The following is a 14,668-nucleotide window of genomic DNA, read 5'->3' on the forward strand; positions in this document are numbered from 1 at the left end:
GGCCGGGGCGTGCTCATTTGTCGGTCCCGGCGTAGAATCGTCCAGAACATGATGACGCCCTACGACTGGCAGGAAGGCATCGGCCACCGCGCCCAGTACATCGAGTCCCGCCTGCAGAGCGGCGTGCCGGTCGCGGCCGTCAGCATCCCCGAAGGCGTCTTAGTGGCGACCTACCGGGGCCATGCCCGCAAAGTCTTCGAAGTGTACGACCGCCTCGTCTATTCGGCGGTCGGGCTCCAGAGCGACGTCGAGGCCCTGCGGGTGGCCGCCGTCGACTTCTGCCACCAGGAGGGCTACGCCCGAAGCGAGGCCGACGTCTCGGTCCAGCGGGTGGCGACGGCACTCTCCGCCCCGGTCAAGCGCGCCTTCGCCGACTTCTCCATGGCCCCCCTCATCCTCCGGTGCCTTTTCGCCGAGGTCGACGACTCCCCCGACAAGGACCGCTACTACAAGCTCGACTACGACGGCGACTATTCCGTCCGGCGTTATGGGGCGGTCGTCGCCGGTAGCGCCGACGCTTACGACACCCTCCACCAGAAGCTCAAGGACGACGACTTCACCGAGATGAAACTGGACGACGCCCTGGCCAACTTGCGCGAGGCGGTCCTTGTCGCCATGGACCCTGACGGGAGCAAGGCCCGCGACGGCGAACTCCCCGAGCTCACGTTTGAGGCCGCCCTACTGGAGCGCGGGGCCGACAAGGCCCGCCGGTTCCGCCTACTGGCCGGGGCGGTTGACTGACCCGCCCCCAGGTCGACGCACCAACCGGCGCGTGTCGCCCTCCATCACCGTCCAGCCCCACCGGTCGAACTCCTCCAACCACGCCACGGCGACGCGCCGGGAGACGCCGGTCGCGTCACGCCACTCGCCCAGGCTGAATTCCCCGGCGCCGAACAACTCGCCGGTCCGTCTCGCGACCGACTCCGCGGTGTCCCGGGGCACGGCGACCATACCGACTTGGACAAGGTCGCCCGACGCCACCCCGACCCTCAAAATGTCCTCGACGGCAGGCCGCGGCAAACCCATGTCTGCGGCCAGAGACTTGGCGTCGGGTGCGTCAAGCCCGTAACCGACCAGGGCGTCCTTGACCTTGGCAAGCAGCTTCTCTTGACGGTCTGACAAGCGGGGGCGAAACGAGGCCAAGGCCGCCATGCCGTCCGTGACGCGGACACGGCCCTCGCTTTGTAACCGTTCGCAACCGCGGAGGGACGGCTTCGACCCCCAGGCAAGGCCGGCGGTCTCAGCGACGGCTTGGGGTGGCCAACCGAACTGGCGGTCGTCCCGGGCGTGCAAAGAGTCGATGGCGGCGAGCAGGCGTGCGGAACAGCTTTGCCACGCAAAGGGAGTCAACCAAAGGCCGGCCAAGCTGACCAACTGGCCCGAGGCTTTGGCGCGTTCGAGGTCGGCGGCCACGTCGCGACCGGCAGCGGCGGCCAGGCTGGCGGTCATCACCCCTTCGGGGTGTCGGGCGGCCTCCGCGACGACGTCAAACCTCATGCCTCGTCGGCGACCTGCTCGAAGTGGTGGCAAGAGAGGGCTCCGTCTTGCCACACCCACAAGTCGAACTCTCCGGTCGTCACCCCCGCGCCAAAGCCGCCGCTTCGGTCCAGGGCGATCACGACGCAGATCGTCTCCCGGCTGGCCGGTTGGCGACGGCGCATGTGGCGGGCGACCTCTTCGCAAGCCTCCTGGGCGGTCATCCCCGCCGCCATGTTCCGGACGGCGCGGTACGACGCGCAGGCTTTCCACAGCTCCTCTCCTAATCCGGTCGCCCCGGCGGCACCCGCCTCGTCGTCGGCGTAAATCCCCGCCCCGACGATCGGTGAGTCACCGACCCGTCCCGGCACCTTGAACGGCATCCCGCTTGTCGAGCTCGCCGCGACAAACTTACCGTCCTGCAGCCCCAACATGGTCACGGTGTCGTGGGGCGGCTCTGGACGCCCGTCCGCGGCCGTGTGGACGTAGGCTTTGGCCCGTTCCGGCGAGACCAGGTACTCGCGGTAGCGCCGACAAACTTCCTCGGTCACCAAGTTCTCCGGCACGTGACCGTGCTGGATGGCGAACCGGCGGGCCTGGTCCCCCGCCAACATGACGTGCGGCGTGGTTTCCATCACCTTGCGGGCGACCGAGATGACGGGCACGATCCCCCGGACGGCGCACACCGCCCCCGCCGACAGGTCGTCACCCCGCATCACTGAGGCGTCGAGCTCCAACTCTCCGTCCATGTTGGGGACTGACCCTCGCCCGATCGCGATCAGTTCGGCGTCGTCTTCCGCCGCAGCAAGGCCGGTCTCGATGGCGTCAAGAAGGTTGCCGGACTCGGCCAACTTGGCCCCGGCCGCGCCGATGGTGACCTCGCCTGGTCGGTGCCAGGTGGCGAGCATTGTGGTCATTGGCGCGAGCCTACCGCCCGCCGGTCGGCGACGCATAGGTCATGACGGCTCGCCCGGCACGTTGGCCATTTTATCCATCAATGTTTGTTTGTTTAGGCACTAATACCAGGCCAGTAAATATACCGATACGACTTAGCGATTCGCTATGAGTTACCAATGTCCGTGTATTTACCAGGTTAGAACCATACCAGCATCTTTGACAGGAACGGCCTGAAGGCATGGGCCGACCTGAAAGCATGGAAGTGCGTCTGGGACGACGCATCCTCACGGGGCGCACCCTGGGGGTCCAGTTCAGGGAAGAAAAACATGTCATTCAGGATCAACACCAACGTTAACGCCATGACGGCGTATCGCAGCCTGTCGCAGACCGGCAACCAGCTCGCGACTTCCGTCCAGCGTTTGTCGACCGGCCTCCGCATCAACAGCGGTGCCGACGACCCGTCCGGCTTGATCGCTTCTGAGGGTTACAAGGCCCAGATCTCTGGTCTGGACACGGCTATCCGCAACAACCAGAACGCGACCAACTACGCCAAGACCGCCGAGGGCGCTCTCTCCGAGGTCTCGCGTCTTCTGCAAGACGCCCGGTCGCTCGCCATCGCCAACGGTGACGGCTCGCTCGACGCCACGCAGAAGCAGGCGAACCAGACGCAGCTCAGCAACATCGTCGACTCGATCAACCGCATCGCCTCGTCCACCCAGTTCGGTAGCAAGTCTGTTCTGGACGGCAGCGCCGGCGTCGTGAGCTCGGTGTCGAAGGGTGCGAACATCAGCAAAATCAGCTTTGGTGGGACGTTCGGTGGTTCGTCCGTTTCGACGTCGCAAGCCGTCGACATCAACGTGACCACCGCCGCAACCCAAGCGACCGGAACGGGTGCGATCACCCACACCGCCGCCACCGACACGGTCGGTGCGGGCTCGTTCACCTTGAACGGCAAGGTGTTCACCACCACGGCCACGACGACCCAGCAGGACGTCGTCGACATGATCAACGCGGCGACCGGCGACACCGGCGTCAGCGCGGAGATCTCGGCGAACGCCGTCAAGCTGACCAACGTCAACTACGGCAGCGACTATCACGTGACCCTGGCTGACGCGAACAGCATCATCCAGACTGCCGGCACGGCCATCGACAACAAGGGTGTCGACGCCGTCGCCACCGTCACGCTCGCCACCAGCGGCACGACCGCGTCCTTCAACAAGGGTAAGGGCCTGAGCCTGAAGGACTCCAGCGGCAACTCGATCACCCTCACCGCGGGCGGCAACGCCACCGGTTCGGTGACGGGCGTCGGCTACCTGGCCGTCGGCAACGCATCGTTCCAGATCGGCGGCAACGCGGGTCAGACCGCCCAACTCGCCATCGGCAAGTTCGACGCGTCGACTTTGGGTGTCGGCTCGCTGGACATCACGGGATCGAGCATGGACACGGCGATCAACGCGATCGACGCGGCCATCTCGACGGTGAGCAGCGCCCGTGGCGACATCGGCTCGTTCATCAAGAACACCCTGGAGACCCAGGTGCGCAGCCTTGGCGTCGCCAAGGAAAACATGAGCGCGGCCAACTCGACGATCAGCGAGATCGACGTCGCTGAAGAGATGACGCAGTACACGAAGCTGCAGATCCTTCAGCAGTCCGGTCTCTCGGTCCTGGCCCAGGCCAACCAAGGCCCGCAGGCCGTCCTCTCGCTCCTCCGCTAAGCCGGAACTGCGTCGGGACATTCGGATCCCTCTCGGCATGCCGGGAGGGATCCTCATTTGTCACAGTGAGTCAAGACCGTTGACGAAAGCCCGGGCGAACCCGGCGGCGTCGCACAGGGGGGACACCATGAGGGCGGGCCGCAACTCGCCGCGGAGGTCGCGGAGCCTGACCGGGTCTTGGGCAAGGCCCACCGCCTTGGAGACGTAGTCTTCACGGGTCGCCGCGACCAGGTCGGAGTGTCCGACGTGGCGGAGCATCGCCGCCGACATGCGTCCGACAAACCCTGGCTCTTCCAAGGTGACGACGGGCAAGCCCATCCACAGGCCCTCGACGGTCGTCGTTGCCCCTCCGTAGGGGAACGGGTCCAACAGCATGTCAATCTGGTTGTGGACCACAAAGTGGGCGTTCCAGCTCGTCGTCCCCAGGAACACGACCCGCTCCATGCCGATGCCGTGCTCCTCGAACCATCGCAGGTACTGGGCTCGCGCCGACTTGGAACTGTAAGCCCTGGACTTGAGGACGATCCGCGAACCCGGGACTCCGTTCATCACTGCGGCGAAGGCAGCGACAACTTCCTGGTTGACCTTTTTCGAATGGTTCAGGCACCCGAACGTGAACGGGTGGCCCTTCTCGTGCGGGGGCTTCGCGACGGAGAGGTCGACCTCGGCAGGAGCCTTGAAGCAAAGCCAGGGCGCGTCGAGCCGGACGACTTTCTCAGCATAGTACGGGTCGTCGGCGGGCGGCGTGACATACCGGTCGCCCAGCAAAGCGTCGATCTGGGTCATGCCGACCGTGCCCGAGAAGCCAAGCCATGTGACCTGGACCGGTGCGGCACGCTCGGCGAAGATGTCCAGCCGGTTCCCGGCGGTGTGGCCGGAGAGGTCGACGAGCACATCGACCTTGTCTTCTTGGACCAGCTGAGCCGCCGTGGCCGAGTCAAGTCCGATGACCCTGCGCCACTGGGCTGTGTGCGCCTTCAACCGCTCGGTGACGGCGTCCTCCTGGCCGGTGTTCGAATAGACACATGCCTCGACGCCGCACTCGGCGAGATGCTCAAAGAGCGGCTCGACGAACCGTCCGACCGGGTGGCTCCACAGGTCGCTGCTGACAAATCCGATCCGCCGCACCGCCGACTTTCGGCGCCGGCCGACCACCTCACGCCCGGGCAGAAGCCGCGCGAAGCCGCGCGCTTTCTCCAGGACCAACTCTGGGCCGGCGCCCGGCGTGTATTGCGCGGCCATGACGACGTTGCTGGCGATTTCTCGATACGTCGGGTCTAGTTCCAGGGCACGCTGGAAACACCGGGACGCCTGCTCCGGTTGGCCGAGGTCCAGGTGGATGTTCCCCAGGCAGTTGTGGGCCTCGGGCAAGCGGGGGTCGAGTTCCAGGGCCGTCTTGCACGCGCCGACTGCCTCGTCCAGTTGGCCAAGTTCCCGCAGGGCCCGCGCCCGGCCACAATTTGCCCCGGCATGGTCCGGCGCCAGCTTCACCGCGTGGATCGACGCCTCGAGGGCCGCAGCCGGCTTTCCCATGTCCAGGTTGGCCTGGGCCAGATTGCTGAACGCAGGGGCATAGGTCGGGTCGAACCGCACGGCGACCATGAATGCGTCGACCGCCCCGGGGGTGTTTCCCATCGCCGCCAGGGACAGTCCGTAAATGTTGGCGGCCCGGGCGTTGCGAGGTTTGGCTGCCATCGCCTTCTGGGCCGCGCCCATGGCGTCCACGTATTGCTCCAGGTCAAAGAGCACCTTGGCCAGGTTCGTGAGGGCGTCGGCATGGCCCGCGTCGAGCCGCACGACTCGCCGATACGCCTCGGCGGCCTCCTGGGCCCGGTCGGTCGCACCCAAGAGGTTGCCCCGGTTGTAGAGGGCGTCGACCGCGTCAGGGTCGATGACCAGGGCTTGGTCGAAGCAGGCCATCGCCCGCTGCATGTGGCCGGTGTTCTGGAACGCCGTCCCCAAGTTCGTCCATGCCCCCACGTTACGGGGCGAGGCCTTGGTCGCCTCTTCCAGGTAGTTGATCGCCTCAGACGGGCGTTTGAGTTGGATCAGGGCGGCACCGGTGAGCGCAAGGGCGTCGCCGTTCTTCGGGTCGGACAAGAGTGCCTGCAGGTACACCGCCAGGGCCCCGGCGACGTCACCGGCTTGGTGCTTGGCCAATCCCGTGCCCACGAGTCCGTCGGCGGCGCTCGGTTTTGGCTTGCCGCCCGGTCGCACCGCTAGTTTGTGGTGGCTTTTCATGCCTTGCTGACCCCGGTACATTTATCGGGGACTGCCGGGGAGATGATTAGGGTCGGGTCGCCGACCAGGTCGCCGCCACGACATCCCCGAAGGCGTCGGCGAACCGTCGGGCGTCGAAGAGCACTGACCCGGCAAGCTCGTCGCGCAGGGTCGCCCGGGCCGACTCAAGGCCCGCAGGTGAGCGAGCCAAATCGACCGCCTTGGCGACATACTCGTCGGCCGAGCCGGTCACCAGCCCACCCAGTCCCGCGTGGTGGAGCAGGCTCCCCGTCATCCGAGAAGCGTAGCTACGACCCGCCAAGGTCAGCACCGGTGTCCCGGCCCTCAGGGCGTCCATCGTCGTCGTCGCGCCGTTGTAGGGGAACGAGTCGAGACAAAGGTCAAGCCCGGACAGGAAGGCCTCATGCTCGTCCGGGGGGAGTGCGCCGACAAACTCCACCCTTGACATGTCGACGCCGGCGGCGCCCATCACGCCACGGACGCGGGCGCGGAACAGTTCGCTGTCCGACGTGCCGTACTTGAAACAAACCTTGGCGTCACGTGCCGAGACGAGGACGCGTCCGACCGCGTCCAGAAAGCTGTCACTCAGCTTGGCCGGGTTGTTGGTGACGCCGATCCTCAGCCCACTCTGTCCCGCCCGGGCCGGAAGTGCGGCAAGGGGCCCGTCGACGAGGAAGGCGGTGTCCAAGCGCGCCAAAGACTCCGTCGCCAGTCGCTCCAAGCCCTCGGGAAAGACAAAGTGGTCGCCGATGAACCAGTCCATTGCCGGCAGGCCGGTCGTCGAAGAATAGCCGAGCCACGTGGCCTGGACCGGAGCCGGGCGGAGGGCAAAGGCGTCGAGCCGGTTGGAGGCGGTGTGGCCGCTCAGGTCCACCAGGTAGTCGACCCCGTCACGGCGGACTTGGTCGGCGACCTCGGCCGCCCCGAGACCGACGACACTGCGCCACTCCACCGGGAGCGACCGGAACCGCTCCGTCATCGAGTCATCCGATGGGTTGTTGGAATACAGGACGACTCGCCTCTCGCGGCAAAACTCGGTGATGAAGGGCAGGACAAACCGCCCCACCGGATGCCCGCGAAAGTCTCCCGAGACAAAGCCGACCGTTTCTGGTGTCCCCCGCATCGGTGGCCGGGGCGGGGCCGGGAACGTCGAGCCCCAGTGGCGGTGGGCGGCGACAACTTCCTCGGGCGACAGCCCTTCGTCGTAGAGAAGCGCGAAGAGGTAGCTCTGTGAAAGGGCGGTCTCACGCGGCTCCAGCCGGACCGCCTCACGGAAGGCGGCGCCGGCCTCGCCCATGGCTCCGACGCCTTGGAGGGCGACGGCCTGGTTCAAGTGGGCAAGGGCGTAGCCCGGGGCCAGTCTGACCGCTTCGGAGGCATGCCGAAACGCCCCGTCAAGGTGGTGTCGCCCGCGCAACGCCACCGATAGGTTGTTGTGGGCGACGGCACTTTGGGGATCCAGGGCAACGGCCCGCCTGGCCGCCTCTTCACATCCCTTCAAATCCCGCGAGGCCAAGCAGGCGTTGGCCAGGTTCGTCCAGCTTTCGGCGTCGTCTGGATCCAATTCGCAGGCACGTCGCAGGAGTTTGGAACCTCGTCCGAGGGCTCCGGTCTGGCAAAGGGCGACGCCGAGCCCCTTGTGGGCCAAGGCGTCACGCGGGTTTGCGGAAAGCACCTGCCGGTACAGGGCCGTCGCACCGTCAAGGTCGCCCGCCCCATGGCGCGTGAAGGCTTCAGCGAGCAAAGTCCCCAGATCCAGGGCGGCGTCCATCACCCCTTACCATCGGTCGGCTCGGGATTCTTCGCCAGCGACCCGACAATTTCACCAGGACGTACCGATGAGCGCCGCACCCCACCTTGACGACCTGCTGACGCGGGTCGAATCGTTCCCGTTCTGGTACCACAAGATCGAACTCCCCGGGGGAGTCGTGACACCAGGCTGGGCGCCGCTCGTCCCCGAGGCCTACAAGGTTCCCGCCGACCTGACCGGCAAACGCGTCCTCGACATCGGGGCGTGGGACGGCTACTGGACGTTCGAAGCCCTGAAGCGCGGGGCCGCCGAAGTTGTCGCCATTGACGATTTCAGCGACTACTTGGGCCACCTAGACCAACGAGACCGCGCCGCCTGGGAGACATTCGACTTGTGCCGGTCGGCTCTCGGCTACACCGAAGCCCAGTGCAAGCGGATCGAAACCAGCGTCTACAACTTGGACCCTGCCGTGCACGGCCTGTTCGACGTGGTCTTCTTTTTCGGCACGCTCTACCACCTGCGGTACCCCCTCCTCGCCCTCGACCTCGTCAGCACGGTGTGCACCGGTGACCTCTTTGTGGAGACGCACATCCTCGACGACTTCAGCCCCTACAACGGGGGCTTTGGCCACGGCTACCCGGGCCGACAAGTCGTCATGGAGTTCTATCCAGGCGACGAACTGGGCCAGAACCACACGAACTGGTGGGCACCGACCCAGGCCTGCCTGGGGATGATGATGCTGTCAGCGGGCTTCCAGGACATCGACGTGTGGAAGTTGGCCGACGACCCTCGGGAGGCCGCCCACTGCCGCGGGTTTGCCCACGGGGTCAAGTCGCCAGCCATTCCTTGAGGCGTCGGGTCAGTCTCCGGGCAACGAGAATGTTGCCCCAGAGCGTCCTCGCCTCGCGGGGCTCGACGAGTAACCGGAACTCGGCGCTGTCGACCTGGCCCTCGATCGAGACCCAACCGCCCAGGCCCAGCCATGTATGGGGGTTGGCCCGCCTGGCGACCCGAGTGACGGACGCCTTGTCCAGTCCCAGCTTCATGGCGGAGCCAAAGAACTCGACCCTGTCGTCGGAAAGGACGAGCCAGCCGACGTCTTCATGCGGGTCAAGGACGCCACGGTAGGCGGGCCGTGCGCACCCGACAAAGTACTTTTCTGACCGTTCGAAGCCATGGGCCTCATGCCATCGGCGGCCCATCTCACCTTTGAGTGTGCCGTTGTCCCACAGTCCGAACAGGCCAGTGGTGACCCACGCGGCGAAGACCCCGGCTCCCGCCGCCCACAACGACTCGGCCAGTGTCGCGCCGTCCCGATGGCGGTGGGCCGCCCAAGCCGCACCCGCCAGCAACACGCCAAGAGGCAGGCCGTTGGCGGCCAGTTGCCGTCGGCGAGTCCAAAGCGGGCCGTCGGGCAACGGCATAATCGAAGGTGACTATGGCAGATGTCCGGCTTCACGGTGTCATCGTCGGCCCGGGCGGGGCCGGATGGGCACATGCCGTGCACCTGCATGCCAAGCCAGGGAGCTTCGTCACCTCCTTTGACGACAGCCTCCTCTACTCAGTCCGGAACGCCGGTCTCGACGATGAGATCGGCATCGAGTCATTTGGCGAACTTGTCGCCAAGGTGGCCCGGATGCTGGGGTTACCGGAACGACGTCAGGCGACGTCAGGCCAGAGGCAGGCCCTGATGGAGGCCGTGCTGGCCCGGGTGCCCAAGGATTCTTGGCTTGCCGGCTCGGCCGGGCACATCGGCACGGCGACGACACTCGTGGAGCGCATGGCCGAACTCCGCCATGCCGGCATCAGCGCGGCCCGGCTGGTCGAATCAGCTGCCGAAGCGACGGACCCGGCCCAAATCCGACGGCTAGAGGCCCTGGCTTGGGTTGCCAAGGAGTATGAGGCGGGACTTGCCCAAGCAGGCCGGGAGACGCTGGCCGACCGGATCGAAACATGCCTGGAATGCGACGTCCAGGCGCAGTTCCCGTGCTCGTTCAGGCGCCTGCTCGTCCTCGTCTCCGACGGGCGGGCCGACGTCCTTGCCGAACGCTTCCTTCAGTGGCTGGCCGGGCGCGGAATAGCGGTGACCGTCGCCCGGGAGCGGCCGAGAGGATCGCTCTTCGGTCGGTCGCAGAGCCTTGCCGACCGGCTCGGGCTCGATGTGCCAGACCAACTGCCGCCCGCCTGGCACGACCAGCTCTTTCAGGGCACGGCGGAGGAAGGGCGGCCCGAGGCGGCCCTCTTGGTCGCACCGGACATCCTGACGGAGTGCGAGGAAGTCGTGCGGTGGTGCCTCCAAGCCGGCAAGGACGGCGTCCTTCCTCACCGCATCGGCATCTTCGCCCGCGACACCCAGTCATACGGCCCCCTTCTGCTGGCCTCGTCACAGCGTCTCGGTCTACCGTTGGCCGCCACGATCTCGGCACCCCTCCTCACCAGTGGGTTCGCCCGCATTGTCTTGCGGACACTCCAAGCCCTTGGGTCGGCCGACGTGCGTGAGCTCGGTCACCTGGCCAGCAGCTCCTATTTCTCCGAGGGCACCGGCACGCGGAGTGATCTCTGGACCCTGCTTCGCTCCTGCCATGCCGAGCGCCCCGGCCAAGGGTGGGACTCGCTCTACGACCAACCGCAATCAAAGACGTCGCCTTGGCCCTGGCTTGCCCCTCTTGCGGAGTGGCGTCACGACCACCACGATGACGAGGTGCCCCTTGCGGAGTGGACGTCCGGCCTGGTGGAACTTGTCAGTGACTGCGGTCTAGCCGAGCAACTGCATGACGACCACGACGGGGCTCAGCGCGACAGGAACGCCCAACTCGTCCTCCAAAGGTCATTGATCGACCGGGCCGGACACTACACCCGACCGATGGCGTTCCGGGAGTTTCTCTTCCTCTGTCGCAGGATATGGGAGACCGAGACGGTCGTCGTCAAGTTCCACGACCCCCGCGACTCGAACATGGGCCAGACCGTCACCCTGTTCTCGTCCACGTCGCACCTTCGTGACTTCGACGCCCTCGCCGTCGTCGGCATGGTGGAAGGTTCGCTGCCACGCCGCCGGCGGAACGACCCCGTGCTCTCGGACGCCGACCGGGCGTGGTTGCGCGAGAAAACTGGCGCCTGGCTTGAAGACTCCTCAGTCGCCGCCGCCGCGGAACGCGACGAGTTTGTCCGTGTCTGCGCCTCGGCTTCCAAGCAGCTTCTCTTCAGCTACCCGCTCAGCGACGACAACCGCGACAACGTGCCGACCCTTTACCTGGACGAAGTGCGGCGGTGTCTGGGTGGCCTTCCCGAGACGCAGGTCCGCCGAGGGCACTACGCGCCACGCCCCTCCCTGTGCGTCAGCCCTGGTGACCTTGACCTGCGGACCTGGCTTGACGACCCGCTTCCTGCCCGCCCCGTCCCCATTGTCCGGACACCTCGGGCCCAGGCCATGGTCAGACCCGGCCCGGAAGAGGAAGTCCGGGCCCAAGAAATTGCGGACGCCTATGCCTGCCCCTTCCGTTCTGCGGCCCGCCACCGGTTGCAATTCTCATCGCCCTACAGTCGGTCTGGGCTGGGTGCGCTCGTCAAGGTCACCGAGAGAGCCCGCCTCCACACCCAACTCGACCGGGAATCGGCGGTGACGGCCATGGATGCCGAACTGGAACGGCTCCTGGCCGAACTCTATCCGCGACTCGAAACTTGGGAAGCGGCGCTGCTTGCTTCGGCAGGCAAGAGGTTTGTCCGCAAGCGGGCCGAAATGGAGTTCGACCTTCGCAACAGCGACGATATTGTCGAGCAACCTGCCCAGCCGACCAAGCACCTCACCGGCCGCTTCTTGATCGACGAAGTCCGCACACTCTATGGCGAGACGGTCGCTGACCTCGGGTTGGTCAACGACGTCCCCGTGGTACGGACCACCTCGGGCCATGCCGTTTCAGACCGGACATGGCAAGACGACCCCTCGATCAAACTCCTCGCTCAACTGCTCGCGTTGAGCATGGTCTCTCATCGCCGCGCCGCACTTGTCCAACTCGACAGCGTGTCGGACAAGCGGATCCAATTTACCGTCGGCTCCGTCGGGCCGAACCGGCCCGTGAACCAATATCTGCACAAGGTCGCCTTGGACGATTCCGATTCGTTGGCAACCGCCCGGATGAGCCTTGACGATTGGGTCAGGGGCGTCAAGGCTTCCGCGAAGGACAGCCTTGCCACTGTCTTGGCCGGAACTATGCAACCACGGCCCGGGCTCTACTGTGGGCGGTGCCGTTTCGCCGACTTGTGCCGCAGCGCCCTGGGTAACGACCCCGACTTGGAGGCTATGTGACCGTCCAGCTGAACGATGAACAGCGGGCCGCCGTCGAGGCAGACCACCCTCGCTTCACCGTGATGGCGGCGGCCGGTTCGGGGAAAACACGTGTCCTCGTCGAGAGGTATGTCCGTCTGGTCCGCGACGGTGTGTCCCCCGAGCGCCTCGTCACCATCACCTTCTCGAAAAAGGCGGCCGCCGAAATGAAGCGGCGGATCGTCGCCCGATTGGTCGAGGAAGGCCGCCGGCAAGAAGCCCAAGCCGCCGAGACCGGGCCGGTCCAGACCATCCACAGTTTTTGCGAGCGGATCCTTCGTTCCCAAGCGATCGACGCCGGGGTGGACCCTGACTTTAGCGTGCTTGACGACGCCGACTCGTATCGCCTGAGGCTGCAGGCCCTGCACGATGTGTTGCGCCTCGACATCGGGTCCCTGCCCGACGCCCAACACTTTGTCGACCAAGTGGGAGGCGACAGCACCTACCGGTCGACAAGGCTCGACTCTCACCTCCACGAATGCGTCCAGGCCGTCCTCGAGTTGAGGTCGACCCTCGTCGACCCCGACGCCATCCGGGCATGGTCCACGAGCCCCGAGACTGTCCTTGCCCGCCAAGCCGCCTTCTTGCATGAGCTCACCGAAGGGTTGGTGCCGGCCGACGCGTCGCCGCAGGAGATCATCGATGCCTTGGCCGCCGCGAAGGGGAGGACAGGACCCAAGCTACATAAAGATGCCAGCGCCGCCGCGGAGCGCGACGCCGCCGCCATGACCGCGGGGCTCGTCCAGTTGTCGATGCGCGTATGGGACCGACTTGAAGCGGTCATGGAAGCCCGCCAGAGCTTCGACTACAGCGGCTTGGAACGCAAGGCCCTGGCCCTGCTCCAGTCTCACGACGGTGGTGCGGCCGTCCGGAGCCAGATCGACGCCGTCTTGGTCGACGAGGGCCAAGACCTCAATCCGACCCAGCATGCCCTGCTCGCCGCGCTGGACGCCCCGTGCGAGATGGTCGTCGGCGACCCCCGGCAGTCGATCTACGGCTTCCGACAGGCCGACGTCTCGCTTTTTAACCGGCGACTTGAGGAACACCCTCGCCTTGACCTGAGCCGCAACTACCGGTCGACGCCCCCACTCGTCAAGTTTGTCGACAAGCTGTACCCCTTGTTGACCGGCGAACCGAAGGCCGTCACCGAAGTGGACACGTCTCTGGGGGTCGAGGAACTCCTTGGCGGCGTCGAAGAGGACTTTGAGGGCACCGTCGAGGTGCTCCACTGCCATATGTCTGGCTACGAAAAGCTGACCGCCGACCGCATCAGCGGCCTTGTCCAGGAGGGGGTCGGGCCGGGCGACATCGCCGTCTTGACCCGCCACGGCAAATCGGGGGCGGCGATCGCCAAACTCCTGAGGCAACGCGGTGTACCCGTGACGGTGGTGGGAGGCTCCAAGGGCTTCATGACCAACATCGAGGTCCTCGACGTCGCCAACGTCTTGGAGGCCCTGATCGACCCCAGCAACGACTTCGCCGTCGCGGCCGTGCTCTTGTCCCCGTTCGTAGGTCTGACACTGGACTCGCTGATCCTCCTCTCGGCGCGACGGCCCCTCGTCTCCAGCATCAAGCAAAACCCATTGGAAGATGAGGAGGAGAACGAGAAGCTAGGCACCTTCATGGGATGGTTCGAGCGTCAGGCCGGGACGGTCGACCGGTCGACCGCATGGGAGACCCTGGCGAGCCTCTTTGCCCAAACGCCGTTCTTGCGTGGCCTCGCCCGGCAGCCCGACAGCGCCCAGGCATTGGCCAACGTGCGCAAACTGCTGACCATGGCGGCCTCGACCCCGGACGTCGGCCCGGTGGACTTCGCCCATCTCATCCGGGAGTTGCGGACCTCTCACACCGACCTGACGGAGCCGGAGATCGACGACGACTCCCAGGGCGTCGTCCAAGTCATGACGATCCATAAGGCAAAGGGGCTGGAGTTCGACCACGTTTTCCTCCCCGACATGCATGCGACAGAACCTTCGCCCGGCAACGTGCTGGTCGACGCCCGGTCGGGCCTCGTCGTCTATGGCGACGGACGATCCGTCGTCAAGTCTTTGCTTGCCAACGAGCAGAAGGTGCGCAACATGCAGGAATTGAAGCGCGTCTTCTACGTCGGCTTGACCCGGGCCAAGCTGCGTGCCTACATCACCTTGCAGACCGGCGCGTCCAACGGGCTGACACCCGAGCTTTACCTCCATCTCAACGTGGGGACCAAGACATGGCCTGGCGTCATCTTGCGGACCACGGCGGACGAGGGCGAGTAGACTCGCGGCC

10 protein-coding genes are annotated in these 14,668 nt (G+C 66.0%); 5 read left to right on the plus strand and 5 right to left on the minus strand.

Features of this window, described 5'->3' with window-relative positions; all coding sequences use genetic code 11:
- The first annotated feature begins 48 nt into the window (after positions 1 to 48).
- Entirely contained in the window at positions 49 to 741 is a 693-nt protein-coding gene (locus KF857_07785) for a hypothetical protein (protein ID MBX3111895.1), read from the plus strand.
- Here KF857_07785 and KF857_07790 read toward each other — a convergent pair.
- Both KF857_07790 and KF857_07795 read right to left on the minus strand, forming a co-directional pair.
- Complete coding sequence (locus KF857_07790; protein ID MBX3111896.1) at positions 718 to 1,497, minus strand: SelB C-terminal domain-containing protein; 780 nt, start codon at positions 1,495 to 1,497, stop codon at positions 718 to 720. The two genes, KF857_07785 and KF857_07790, sit on opposite strands and share 24 nt — an antisense overlap.
- Complete coding sequence (locus KF857_07795) at positions 1,494 to 2,393, minus strand: isoaspartyl peptidase/L-asparaginase (protein ID MBX3111897.1); 900 nt, start codon at positions 2,391 to 2,393, stop codon at positions 1,494 to 1,496. The genes KF857_07790 and KF857_07795 overlap by 4 nt, the downstream gene beginning before the upstream one ends.
- Before the next feature lie 306 nt (positions 2,394 to 2,699).
- Here KF857_07795 and KF857_07800 point away from each other — a divergent pair, with 306 nt between their 5' ends.
- Positions 2,700 to 4,088 (plus strand): hypothetical protein, encoded by a 1,389-nt coding sequence (locus KF857_07800; protein MBX3111898.1) that lies wholly within the window; start codon positions 2,700 to 2,702, stop codon positions 4,086 to 4,088.
- Positions 4,089 to 4,148: 60 nt separating this feature from the next.
- Here KF857_07800 and KF857_07805 read toward each other — a convergent pair whose 3' ends face one another.
- Both KF857_07805 and KF857_07810 read right to left on the minus strand, forming a co-directional pair.
- Positions 4,149 to 6,329: a tetratricopeptide repeat protein gene (locus tag KF857_07805; GenBank protein ID MBX3111899.1), complete on the minus strand. Its 2,181-nt coding sequence runs from the start codon at positions 6,327 to 6,329 to the stop codon at positions 4,149 to 4,151.
- 46 nt (positions 6,330 to 6,375) lie between these two features.
- On the minus strand, positions 6,376 to 8,100 hold the full coding sequence (locus KF857_07810) for a hypothetical protein (protein MBX3111900.1): 1,725 nt from the start codon (positions 8,098 to 8,100) through the stop codon (positions 6,376 to 6,378).
- 67 nt (positions 8,101 to 8,167) lie between these two features.
- Between KF857_07810 and KF857_07815 the strand changes: the two genes are divergently transcribed.
- Positions 8,168 to 8,929 (plus strand): DUF1698 domain-containing protein, encoded by a 762-nt coding sequence (locus tag KF857_07815; GenBank protein ID MBX3111901.1) that lies wholly within the window; start codon positions 8,168 to 8,170, stop codon positions 8,927 to 8,929.
- On the opposite strand, the gene KF857_07820 is transcribed toward KF857_07815, so the two are convergent.
- Complete coding sequence (locus KF857_07820) at positions 8,907 to 9,503, minus strand: hypothetical protein (GenBank protein ID MBX3111902.1); 597 nt, start codon at positions 9,501 to 9,503, stop codon at positions 8,907 to 8,909. The genes KF857_07815 and KF857_07820 overlap by 23 nt on opposite strands.
- A gap of 14 nt (positions 9,504 to 9,517) precedes the next feature.
- On the opposite strand from KF857_07820, the gene KF857_07825 reads away from it, so the two are divergent.
- A complete protein-coding gene (locus KF857_07825) occupies positions 9,518 to 12,382 on the plus strand; it encodes a hypothetical protein (GenBank protein MBX3111903.1) in 2,865 nt (954 codons plus the stop codon).
- Positions 12,379 to 14,658: a UvrD-helicase domain-containing protein gene (locus tag KF857_07830; GenBank protein MBX3111904.1), complete on the plus strand. Its 2,280-nt coding sequence runs from the start codon at positions 12,379 to 12,381 to the stop codon at positions 14,656 to 14,658. Before KF857_07825 ends, KF857_07830 begins: the two co-directional genes overlap by 4 nt.
- The last annotated feature ends 10 nt before the right edge of the window (positions 14,659 to 14,668 follow it).

This window comes from Fimbriimonadaceae bacterium (assembly GCA_019638795.1).
In the GTDB taxonomy this organism is placed as follows: domain Bacteria; phylum Armatimonadota; class Fimbriimonadia; order Fimbriimonadales; family Fimbriimonadaceae; genus JAHBTB01.

What these genes read in the sequence shown, in the direction of transcription:
- KF857_07785 (MBX3111895.1), top strand. Translation starts at nt 49, where the DNA reads ATGATGACGCCCTACGACTGGCAGGAAGGCATCGGCCACCGCGCCCAG.
- KF857_07790 (MBX3111896.1), bottom strand. Translation starts at nt 1,497, where the DNA reads ATGAGGTTTGACGTCGTCGCGGAGGCCGCCCGACACCCCGAAGGGGTG.
- KF857_07795 (MBX3111897.1), bottom strand. Translation starts at nt 2,393, where the DNA reads ATGACCACAATGCTCGCCACCTGGCACCGACCAGGCGAGGTCACCATC.
- KF857_07800 (MBX3111898.1), top strand. Translation starts at nt 2,700, where the DNA reads ATGTCATTCAGGATCAACACCAACGTTAACGCCATGACGGCGTATCGC.
- KF857_07805 (MBX3111899.1), bottom strand. Translation starts at nt 6,329, where the DNA reads ATGAAAAGCCACCACAAACTAGCGGTGCGACCGGGCGGCAAGCCAAAA.
- KF857_07810 (MBX3111900.1), bottom strand. Translation starts at nt 8,100, where the DNA reads ATGGACGCCGCCCTGGATCTGGGGACTTTGCTCGCTGAAGCCTTCACG.
- KF857_07815 (MBX3111901.1), top strand. Translation starts at nt 8,168, where the DNA reads ATGAGCGCCGCACCCCACCTTGACGACCTGCTGACGCGGGTCGAATCG.
- KF857_07820 (MBX3111902.1), bottom strand. Translation starts at nt 9,503, where the DNA reads ATGCCGTTGCCCGACGGCCCGCTTTGGACTCGCCGACGGCAACTGGCC.
- KF857_07825 (MBX3111903.1), top strand. Translation starts at nt 9,518, where the DNA reads ATGGCAGATGTCCGGCTTCACGGTGTCATCGTCGGCCCGGGCGGGGCC.